At 72.3% G+C, this 11,059-nt stretch carries 3 protein-coding genes; all 3 read right to left on the bottom strand.

Annotated features, from left to right (window positions below):
• The coding region (locus KN815_RS40635; protein WP_216346812.1) for a type I polyketide synthase at positions 1-1,783 on the bottom strand (1,783 nt) is incomplete at its 3' end.
• A 78-nt stretch (positions 1,784-1,861) separates the two neighbouring features.
• The gene (locus KN815_RS40630; protein WP_216346811.1) at positions 1,862-8,521 is read right to left on the bottom strand and encodes a type I polyketide synthase; all 6,660 of its coding nucleotides are present in this window, start codon (positions 8,519-8,521) and stop codon (positions 1,862-1,864) included.
• Between the two features lie 28 nt (positions 8,522-8,549).
• The coding region (locus tag KN815_RS40625; RefSeq protein ID WP_216346810.1) for a beta-ketoacyl reductase at positions 8,550-11,059 on the bottom strand (2,510 nt) is incomplete at its 5' end.

The raw sequence follows: 11,059 nt of genomic DNA, 5'->3' as shown, positions 1-11,059 counted from the left end.
CATCAAAAGCCTCCCGGAACACCGGGAACACCTCGTACAGGCCACGCCCCATCCCCACCCGCTGACACCCCTGACCAGCGAACAACACACCCAACCGACCACGCACCACCGAACCCGACACCACACCCCCCACCGACTCACCCCGCACCACCGCACCCAACCCCGCCAACGCCTCACCCCGATCCCCCGCCACCACCACCGCACGATCCGACAACCCCGCCCGACCACAACCCAACGCAAGAGCGAACTCACCAAGATCCTGCTCCGGTCGCCGACCCAGAAAAGACAGCAACCGCTGCGCCTGAGCACGCAGCGCGCCCTCGCCCCGCGCGGACACCGGAAGAAGCGCCAGACCACCCGGCAGCTCCGGTGGTGCGGAGGGGGCAAGGTCAGGCACGTCCGGAGCCTGCTCCAGAATCACGTGGGCGTTCGTCCCACTCACCCCGAACCCCGACACCCCGGCCCGACGCGGACGCCCCACCTCCGGCCACACCCGCTCCTCGACCAGCAACTCCACCGCACCCGCCGACCAATCCACCCGCGACGACGGCTCATCCACATGCAACGTCCGCGGCAACACCCCAAACCGCAGGGCCATCACCATCTTGATGACACCGGCCACGCCCGCCGCTCCCTGGGTGTGGCCGATGTTGGACTTGAGCGAGCCGAGCCACAGCGGACGGTCCTCCGGCCGCCCCTGGCCGTATGTGGCCAGCAGCGCCTGCGCCTCGATCGGGTCGCCCAGCGCCGTGCCCGTTCCATGGGCCTCCACCGCGTCCACCTCGGTGGCGGTGAGGCGTGCATGGGCCAGCGCCTGCCGGATGACACGCTGCTGCGAGGGGCCGTTCGGCGCCGTCAGACCATTTGACGCACCGTCCTGGTTCACCGCACTGCCCCGCACCACCGCCAGCACCCGATGGCCGTTCCGCTCCGCGTCCGACAGCCGCTCCAGCAGCAGCACTCCGGCGCCCTCGGAGAAGCCGGTGCCGTCCGCCGCCGTGGCGAATGCCTTGCAGCGCGCGTCGGCGGCGAGTCCGCGCTGGCGTGAGAAGCCGATGAACGCCCGGGGCGTGCCGAGGACGGTGACGCCACCGGCCAGCGCCATCGAGCAGTCTCCCGCTCGCAGGGCCCGCGCCGCCAGGTGGAGGGCCACCAGGGAGGCGGAGCACGCGGTGTCGACCGTGACGGCGGGGCCCTCGAACCCGAAGGTGTAGGAGATCCGGCCGGACAGCACACTTCCTGCGTCGGAGGTCATGAGATAGCTCTCCAGGGCCTCCGGCAGCTCCGGCAGCCCGGCGCCGTAGTCACTGCCCGCGAACCCGGAGAAGACACCGACGTCCCTGCCGCGCCACGCGGTCGGGTCGATTCCGGCCCGTTCGAACGCCTCCCAGGAGAGCTCGAGCATGATGCGCTGCTGCGGATCCATCGTGACCGCCTCGCGCGGGGAGATCCCGAAGAATCCCGCGTCGAACTCCCCGGCGTCGTGCAGAAAGCCGCCCTCGTGTACGTAGCTGGTGCCCCGGTGGTCTGGGTCCGGATGGAACAGGTGCGCCAGATCCCAGCCGCGGTTCACCGGGAAGCCGGTGATTCCGTCCCGCCCGTGCAGCACCTGGTCCCAGAGCTGCTCCGGGGAGGACACTCCGCCCGGCAGCCGGCAGGCCATCGCGACGATCGCGATCGGCTCCGTTTTCTCGGCCTCCAGCTCGCGGACCCGCTTCTGGGAACGGCGGGCGTCCGCCAGCACGCGCTTGAGGTATTCGCGCAGCTTCCCGTCATCTGCCATGAGTGTTCGCTCCTGAAGGAAACGGTGGCGTGTGCTGGGGGGTTGGCGGGGTGCGGTGGTCGGTCGCGCGGGGAGCGGTCACGATGTGCCGAATTCCCGGTCGATGAGCTCGAACATGGCTTCGTCGGTCGCGGTGTCCACGTCGAACTCCTCGTCCTCGTCGGCGGTTGTGGCGCCTTCCGTGGTCTCCCACTGTTCGACGAGGAGCTGGAGGCGGGCCAGCACCGTGGCGTGGGTCGTGGCGTCGGGGGTCACCTCGGCCAGGGTCGCGGCCACGGTGTCCAGCTCGGCCATCAGCACCTCGGAGGTGTCGACCTCCTGGCCCAGTTCGGCCAGCAGATGGTGGGCGAGTGACGCGGGGGCGGGGTGGTCGAAGATGAGCGTGGCGGGCAGCCGTACTCCGGCGCGGCGGGAGAGCCGGTTGCGCAGTTCCACGGCGGTGAGCGAGTCGAAGCCGATCTCCTTGAAGGGCTGGTTCGGTTCGATCAGGTCGGCCGAGGCGTGGCCGAGGACGGCGGCGGCCTCCTGCTGGACCAGGTCGAGCAGGATCTTCTCCTGCTGGCCGGCGGTTGCCCTGGTCAGCCTGCTCACCAGGTCGTCCGTGTCCGCCGCCGCGTTGTCGACGGCCCGGCGCGGGGCCCGGACGAGGGCGCGCAGCAGTGCGGGCAGCGAGCCGGATCCGGCCAGGGCGCGCAGTGCGGCGAAGTCCATATGGGCGGGGACCAGTACGGTGTCGGGGCCGCGCAGCGCGGTGTCGAACAGCTCCATGCCCTCGGGTACGGAGAGGCCGAGCATGCCGCCCTTGGCCATGCGCCGCTGGTCGGAGTCGTCCAGGTGTGCGCTCATCTCGGTGACCTGCCCCCACAGGCCCCAGGCGAGCGAGGTGGCGGGCAGCCCCCTGGCGAGGCGGTAGCGGGCCAGTGCGTCGAGGAAGGCGTTGGCGGCGGAGTAGTTGCCCTGGCCGGGAGAGTCGAAGGTGCCCGCGCCGGAGGAGAAGAGGAGGAACGTGGCGAGGTCGAGGTCGCGGGTCAGTTCGTGCAGGTTGAGCACCGCGTCCACCTTGGGGCGGAACACCGCGTCCAGCCGTTCCGGGGTCAAGGTGGTGATGACGCCGTCGTCCAGCAGGCCGGCGGTGTGCACCACGGCGGTCAGCGGGGCGTCCTGGGGGATCGAGCCGAGCAGTGCGGCCACCGCCTCCCGGTCGGCGAGGTCGCAGGCCACCGTGTGCACGGTGGCCCCCAGCGCGCTGAGCTCGTCCTCCAGCTCCGGCATCCCTTCGGCGGCTCTGCCGCGCCGTCCGGCCAGGACGACGTTGCGCATTCCGTGCTCGGTGACCATGCGCCGGGCCACCAGGCGGCCCAGGGAGCCGGTGCCGCCGGTGACCAGGACGGTGCCGGTGGCGTCGGGGGTGCGGGGCAGGGTGAACACGTTCTTGCCGATATGCCGTCCCTGGCTCATGTACCGGAAGGCGGCCGGGGCGTGCCGTACGTCCCAGGTGTTCAGCGGCAGCGGGTGCAGCGCTCCCCGGTCGAACAGCTCGGCCAGTTCGCGGAGCATCTCCCCGATGCGGTCGTTGCCCGCCTCGTAGAGGGAGAACGCCTGGTAGGAGACGCCGGGATGGGTGGCTGCCACCTCCTCGGGGCTCCGCAGGTCGGTCTTGCCCATCTCCAGGAACCGGCCCCCTCGGGGCAGCAGCCGCAGTGAGGCGTCCACGAACTCCCCGGCCAGGCTGTCCAGCACCACATCGACGCCCCGGCCCTGGGTGGCGTCCAGGAAGCGCGGTTCGAAGTCCACCGTGCGCGAGTTGCCGAGCCGGTGTTCGCCGATTCCGGTGGCGCGTACGGCGTCCCATTTGGCGGGGGCGGCGGTGGCGAACACCTCGGCGCCCCAGTGCCGGGCGAGCTGTACGGCGGCCATACCGACCCCGCCGGCGGCGGCGTGGATCAGTACGGACTCACCGGTTCGGAGACCTGCGAGGTCCCGGAGCCCGTAGTAGGCGGTGAGGAACGCCATCGGCACGGTGGCGGCCTGCTGGAAGGACCAGCCGTGCGGGATCCGGGCCACGGTGCGGTGGTCGGCCACGGCCAGCGGGCCGACGGCGTCGGGGAACAGCCCCATCACCCGGTCGCCGACGCCGATCCCGTCCACTCCGGGGCCGATCTCGGTGACCACTCCGGAGCCCTCGTTGCCGATGGTGGCATCGACCCTGTTCATGTCGAGGGCGACCAGTACGTCCAGGAAGTTCAGCCCCGCCGCCCGGACCTCGATCCGGACCTGACCGGCTGCCAGCGGCTCCAGCGCGGCGGGCGCGGTGCGCAGGGCCAGACCTTCGAGGGTGCCGTCGGTGCCGGGCTCCAGCCGCCAGGCCGCCGCGCCCGCGGGTACGGTCAGCGCGCCGGTGGTGTCCGCGCGGGTCAGTCGGCGGGCGTAGCGGATGCCGTCGCGCAGGGCCAGTTGCGGCTCTTCCACGGTGAACACGCTGGACAGCAGGGCCAGGGACGCCTGGGCCCGGTCGGTGTCGACCAGGGTGATCCGCCCGGGGTTCTCGGCCTGGGCGGACCTCAGCAGACCGCATACGGCGGCGGCGGTGGGATCGGTCAGCTCGCGGTCGTGGTGCACCGCCACCGCACCGTGGGTGAGCACGAGCAGCCGGGTGTCCTCCAGTTCGGAGGCGGCCAGCCAGGTCTGAAGCAGTTCCAGCACCCGGCCGGTGGCCTCCCGTACGCCACTCGCGCTCGGCTCCTGGTCCTCGCCGGCCAGGTCCGGGAGCAGCGCCTCGCGTGTCGGGTCCGGGAGCAGCGCCTCGCCCGTCAGGTCCAGGAGCAGCGCCTCGGGAACGCCCAGGTCGGCGGTCTCGGCCAGTTCCCGGATGTCCTCGGCGGTCGCCACCGGTACGGGGTGCGGTGTGTCCGCTGTGGTGTCGGCCACGGCCGCCGGAAGCTCGTCCCAGCCGACGCGGAACATCCGCTCCCGGGCGGGGGAGGCGCCGGTGTCCAGCAGTTCGGTGGCCACCGGCCGGGACACCACCGATCCGACGGCGGCAACGGGCGCGCCGCCGGTGTCCGCCAGCTCGAGCGCCACCTCCTCGTGGCCGTTCGGCGTGATGCGGACGCGCAGGGCGGACGCTCCGGCGGCGTGCAGGGCGACGTCGCGGTAGGCGAAGGGCAGCGCCAGCGTGGCCTGGTCGGCACCGAGGTCGCGGAAGGCGATGGCGTGCATGGCGGAGTCGAGCAGCACCGGGTGCAGGCCGAAGCCATCCGCCGAGAGCCCCTGGTCCTCGGCGAGTGCGACCTCGGCGAACACCTCCTCGCCCCGGGTCCACACCGCGCGCAGTCCCCGGAAGGCCGGTCCGTAGCCGTATCCGGCGGCGGCCATGTCCTCGTACGCCTCCGACACCCGTTCGGGGTCCACGGGGACCGCCCCGGCAGGTGGCCACTGGGTGAGGCCGGTTTCCGGCGGGGTGGTGGCGGGGGCCGGGGCCAGGACACCGGTGGCGTGCCGTGTCCAGGCCGCCCCCGGTCCGCTTCCCTCCGCGCGGGAGCGTACGGAGAGCGGGCGCCGCCCGGCGTCGCCCGCCTCGCCCACGAACACCTGAAGGCGGGCGCCGTCGCCCTCGGCGAGGGTGAGCGGTGCCTCGATGACAAGTTCTTCCACCACACCACAGCCGACCTCGTCACCTGCGCGCACCGCCAGTTCCACGAACGCCGCCCCGGGCAGCAGCACCGTACCCGCCGCCGCGTGGTCGGCCAGCCATGGATGCGTACGCAGCGACAGCCGGGAGGTGAACAGCACACCGCCGGACTCGGGGAATTCGGTGACCGCGCCCAGCAGGGGGTGCTGGGCCGGTTCGAGGCCGAGCCCGGCCGCGTCGCCGAAGGTCTCGGTCGACTCCAGCCAGTAGTGCTGGTGTTGGAAGGCGTACGTGGGCAGCTCGACCCGGCGCGGCTGCGAACCGGCGAACACCGTCGACCAGTCCACCGGCAGCCCGCCCACATGGCCCTCGGCGAGGGAGGCGAGGAACCGCCGCGCACCACCCTCGTCGCGTCGCAGAGAGCCCACGGCCACCGCGTCGGCCCCGGCGTCCTCGAACATCTGCTGGAGGGCCGTCACCAGCACGGGATGGGCGCTGGACTCGACGAAGAAGCCGCATCCGTCGGCGAGGAGTTCGCGGACGGCGCCCTCGAAGTTCACCGGCCGGCGTGCGTTGCGGAACCAGTACTCGGCGTCGAGTTCGCCGGTGTCGAGCACACCGCCGGTGACCGTCGAGTAGAACGGGATGTGTCCGCGGCGCGGGGTGATGTGGGCGAACATGGCCAGGATGCGGTCCCGCAACGGGTCGACCTGGGCGCAGTGCGAGGCCACCGTCGAGCCCACGACCTGCGCCCGGATCCCGTCGGCCTTGCAGCCGGCCACGAATTCCTCGAGCGCGGCCACCTCGCCCGCGACGGTCACCGCCGAGGGGCCGTTGCGTCCCGATATCACCAGCCGCTCGCCCCAGGCCGCCAGCCGCTTCTCCACGGCGTCGGCCGACAGCGCTACGGAGGCCACCGCGCCCTTGCCCACCAGTTCCTCGGCGAACAGGGCGCTGCGCAGGACGACGATCGTTGCCGCGTCCTCCAGCGACAGCGCCCCGGCCACATAGGCCGCCGCGATCTCCCCTTGGCTGTGGCCGACCACCGCCGCCGGTTCGACCCCGGCCGCCGCCCACGCCGCCGCCAAGGACACATGCACCGCGAACAGCGCGGGTTGCAGAATCTCGATCCGGTCCAGGGAGGGCGCTCCCTCGGCACCCCGGATCACATCGATGACGGACCAGTCCAGGTGGCGTCCCAACGCGTCGTCGCAGTCGGCGAACCGGGTGGCGAACGCCGGTGAGGAGGAGAGCAGTTCGGCCGCCATGCCCTGCCACTGCGAGCCCTGGCCGGGGAAGACGAAGGCGATATGGCCGGTGGCCGGGCCGGTGCCGCGGATCACCTCTGGTGCGGCGGTGTTCTGGGCCAGTGCGGTCAGGCCGCGCAGCGCACCGTCCCGGTCGGCGGCCAGCACCACGCCACGCTGTTCCAGGGCCGCCCGCCCGGAGGCCAGCGACCAGCCGAGGTCCGGCAGGGCCACCGCGGGGCGTTCGTCCAGGAACGACAGCAGTCGCTGGGCCTGAGCGCGCAGTCCCGACTCGCCCCGCCCGGACACCAGAAGCGGGACCGGGGCATCGTGGCCGTCGTCGAACACCGGTGGCGTCGGCGAGGACGGCGCCGGATCGGTGGCGGCGGTGGCCGTACCCTTTTCGGCGGCCGTACCGCTTTCGGCGGCCGAGCCGTTTTCGGCGGCCGAGCCGGGCTCGGTGGACTTGACGGCCGGGGCCTCTTCGAGGATCACATGGGCGTTGGTGCCGCTGATGCCGAAGCCCGATACGGCGGCCCGGCGCGGCCGTTCCGCCTCCGGCCACGGCTGCTCGCTGGTCAGCAGCTCCACTGCGCCGGCCGACCAGTCCACCTGCGGCGTGGGAGCGTCCACATGCAGGGTGCGTGGCAGCAGGCCGTGCCGCATCGCCATCACCATCTTGATCACACCCGCGGCCCCGGCGGCGGCCTGGGTGTGGCCGATGTTCGACTTCACCGATCCCAGCCACAGCGGGCGGTCGCGGTCCCGGCCGTACGTGGCCAGCAGGGCCTGCGCCTCGATGGGGTCGCCCAGCGCCGTACCCGTGCCGTGTGCCTCCACCACGTCCACCTCGGCGGCCGACAGCCGCGCGCTGCTCAGCGCCCGGCGGATGACGCGCCGTTGCGAGGGGCCGTTGGGCGCCGTGAGGCCGTTGGACGCACCGTCCTGGTTCACCGCCGAGCCGCGCACCACCGCCAGCACCGGGTGGCCCGCGCTGACGGCGTCGGACAGGCGCTCCAGCAGCAGCACACCGGCGCCCTCGGAGAACCCGGTGCCGTCCGCCGACGCCGCGAACGCCTTGCACCGGCCATCGGGGGCCAGTCCGCGCTGCCGGGAGAAGCCCACGAAGGCGTCGGAGGCCGCCATCACGGTGACCCCACCGGCCAGCGCCATCGAGCACTCACCCGACCGCAACGCCTGCGCCGCCAGATGCAACGCCACCAGCGACGACGAACACGCCGTGTCGATCGTCACAGCGGGGCCTTCGAGGCCGAGTGCGTAGGAGACCCGTCCGGACAGCACGCTTCCCGCCCCACCGGTGAGGATGAAGCCCTCCAGCCCTTCGGGGACCTCGGCGAGACCGGCACCGTAGTCATGGAACGCGATACCGGAATAGACACCGACGTCCTTGCCCCGCTTGGTGGTCGGGTCGATCCCGGCGCGCTCGAACACCTCCCAGGACAGCTCCAGCATGATCCGCTGCTGGGGGTCCATCGCCACGGCCTCGCGAGGCGAGATGCCGAAGAAGCCCGCGTCGAACTCACCGGCGTCGTGCAGGAAACCTCCCTCCGTGGCATAGCTGGTGCCGGGGTGGTCCGGATCGGGGTGGAAGAGGTTGTCCAGGTCCCAGCCGCGGTTCACCGGAAAGCCGGAGATGCCGTCACCGCCGCTGGACACCAGCTCCCACAGCTCCTCCGGTGTGCTCACCCCGCCCGGCAGCCGGCAGGCCATCCCGACGATGGCGATGGGAGCTGAGGTGGCCGCGACCGCCTTGTCGTACTCGTGCTTGAGCCGGGCGTTGTCCTTCAGCGAGGCGCGCAGGGCTTCGACGATCTGTTCACTCTGGCTGCTGCTGCTCATGGCTGCTCCCACCGCTTCGAGTGCGCGATCACAACTGGGTTCCGTCGAATGCCCGCTGGACCAGTCCGGCGATATCCATTCCATCGATCAGGTCGAGCTCTTCGTCGGCGGACGGCCGACTCCCGTTCCCCGCGGTCGCATCCGTCCTGGCCAGTGACCGCAGCGCGGCCAGCACTCCCGCCTCGCGGAACCGGCTGAACGGTACGGAGGCCAGGACGCGGCGGATCTCCTCCTCATCGGCCTCGGTGACCTCGTCGTCGCCCCGGTCTCCCAGGAGTTCGGTGCGCAGGTACTCCACCAGCGCGATGGGCGTGGGGTAGTCGAAGACGAGGGTGGCGGGCAGCCGGGTGCCCAGAGCGGCGCCGAGGGTGTTGCGCAGGTTCACCGCCGCGAGGGAGTCGAACCCCAGCTCCTGGAAGGCGCGTTGCGGTTTGACGGCCTCGACACCGCTGTGTCCCAGCGCGATGGCCGCGTTCTCGCGTACCACCTTCATCAGCGCGCGTTCCCGCTCGGCGTCGGAGCCCGCGGCCAGTTCGCGCAGGAACTCCGAGGCGGACTCGTCGGTGGCCTCGTCCGGCCGGAGGCTGTCGACGATCTCCTGAACGCCCGGCAGGTCACCGATCAACGGGCTGGGCCGCAGCGAGGTGAACGCCGGGACGAACGCCGCCCAGTCGATGTCCGCCACGGCCACGAGCGTGTCGTCATGGCGGACGGCGTGTGTCAGGGCCGCCATGGCCGCCTCGGGCGCCATGGGCAGCACACCACGGCGGCGCAACTGTTCCTGGGCCGTCGCGTCGGCGGCCACACCGAAGCCGTCGATCACACCCCAGGCCACCGAGGTGGCCGCCGGCCCCCTGGCGCGGCGACGCTCGATCAGGGCGTCGAGCTGTGCGTTGGCCGCGCCGATGAGTCCCTGGCCGCCACCGCCCCAGACGCTGGCGACCGAGGAGAAGACCACGAACAGGTCCAGCTCCCGATCGGCCAGGAGGGTGTCCAGATGGAGCAGACCGTCGACCTTGGCCGCCAGCGTCCGGGCCAGTTCATCGGCGCCGGTGGCATCGGTCTGGGCGATCCGTGCCAGGTCGGCGGTGTGCACGACGCCGGTGAGCTCGGGATACGCCGCGGGGCCGGTGAGCAGCCGCTCGACCGCGTCCCGGTCGGTGAGATCCACCGGGCACACCGTCACTTTCGCGCCCTGACCGCTCAGCTCGCCCCGCAGGGCCACCACATCCGGCTCCTCCGGATCCGGCGCCCCCGGATCCGTTCCGACGGTCAGCACCAGGTGTTCGGCACCGGCACCGGCCAGCCAGCGCGCGGCGTGCCGGCCGAGACCCTCCGTACCGCCGGTGACCAGGACGGTGCCACGCGGGCGCCACTCCGGCTTCGCCACGGCGGTGGGCAGTGGATGACTCCGCATCCTGCGCACGAACGCACCCGTGGCACGGATCGCGAGCTGGTCCTCGTCACCCGGATCGGCCAGCGCGCCGAGCAGGGTCCGGGCGGCCCGGTCGTCGAACGCATCCGGGAGGTCCACCAGCGCCCCCCATCGGTCGGGCTGCTCCAGCGCCACGGCCAGGCCGAGCCCCCACACCGCCGCCTGTTCGGGGGCGCTGAGCCGGTCCGCCGCTCCGACGCTCACCGCGCCTGTGGTGGCGCAGTACAGACGGTGGCCGGAGCCCAGATCGCCGAGGGCCTGCACCAGCGCCAAGGTGGCCGTGGCCCCCTCGGTGAGCGTCGCGGAGCCGGGACGGATGCGCTGGTCGAGCGCGAGCAGGGACAGCACTCCGCCGATGTCCTCATGGTCCGCCAGCGCGCCGCGCAGCGCTTCGGCGAGAGCGGCGCGGTCCGCCGAGTCGGCTCCGTCGAGCCGCAGGGTCGTGGTGCGCAGACCCTGGCGATTCAGCGCCGGGGCCACCTGGGCCGCGTACTCCTCGTCCCGGCAGCCGTACGGCAGGACGACCAGCCAAGTGCCGGTGGGTACGCCGGAGGCGGCACCGGGAAGCGGCTTCCAGGTGACCTGGTAGCGCAGCCGGTCGGCCGCCGACTTCTCTCCGCGCTTGCGTCGCCAGTCCGACAACACGCCCAGCGCGCCGCCCACGGCGTCCAGGGCGGCGCGGTCGCCCTCGCCATCGGCCAGGCTCAGCGCCTCGGCCACCGAACCCAGGTCCTCACGTTCGACGGCGGCCCAGAACCGGGCGTCATCGGTGTCGTCGGGGGCGCCGACGGGGCTCTGGTGAGCGGCGGGCGGGGTGTCATGGAGCCAGTAGTGCGCGCGCTGGAAGGCGTACGTGGGCAGATCGGGGAGGTGTACGGGCGGAACGGCGCCGCCGAACAGGGCGCCGAAGTCGATGCGTACACCTGCCACATGCAGTCGAGCCACGGCGGACAGCAGTGCGCGGGGCTCGTCGCCCTCCCGTCGCAGGGACGGCACCACCACGGACTCTTCGACAGACTCCTCCGGCAGACAGTCACCGACCATCGCGGACAACACCGCATCCGGCGCCAACTCGAGGTAGATGCCTACGCCGTAATCGGCCA

This window comes from Streptomyces niphimycinicus (genome assembly GCF_018883605.1).
Lineage (GTDB): Bacteria > Actinomycetota > Actinomycetes > Streptomycetales > Streptomycetaceae > Streptomyces > Streptomyces niphimycinicus.
The sequence above is the reverse complement of the archived record's forward strand: the minus strand, read 5'-3'. Positions and strand labels throughout refer to the sequence as shown.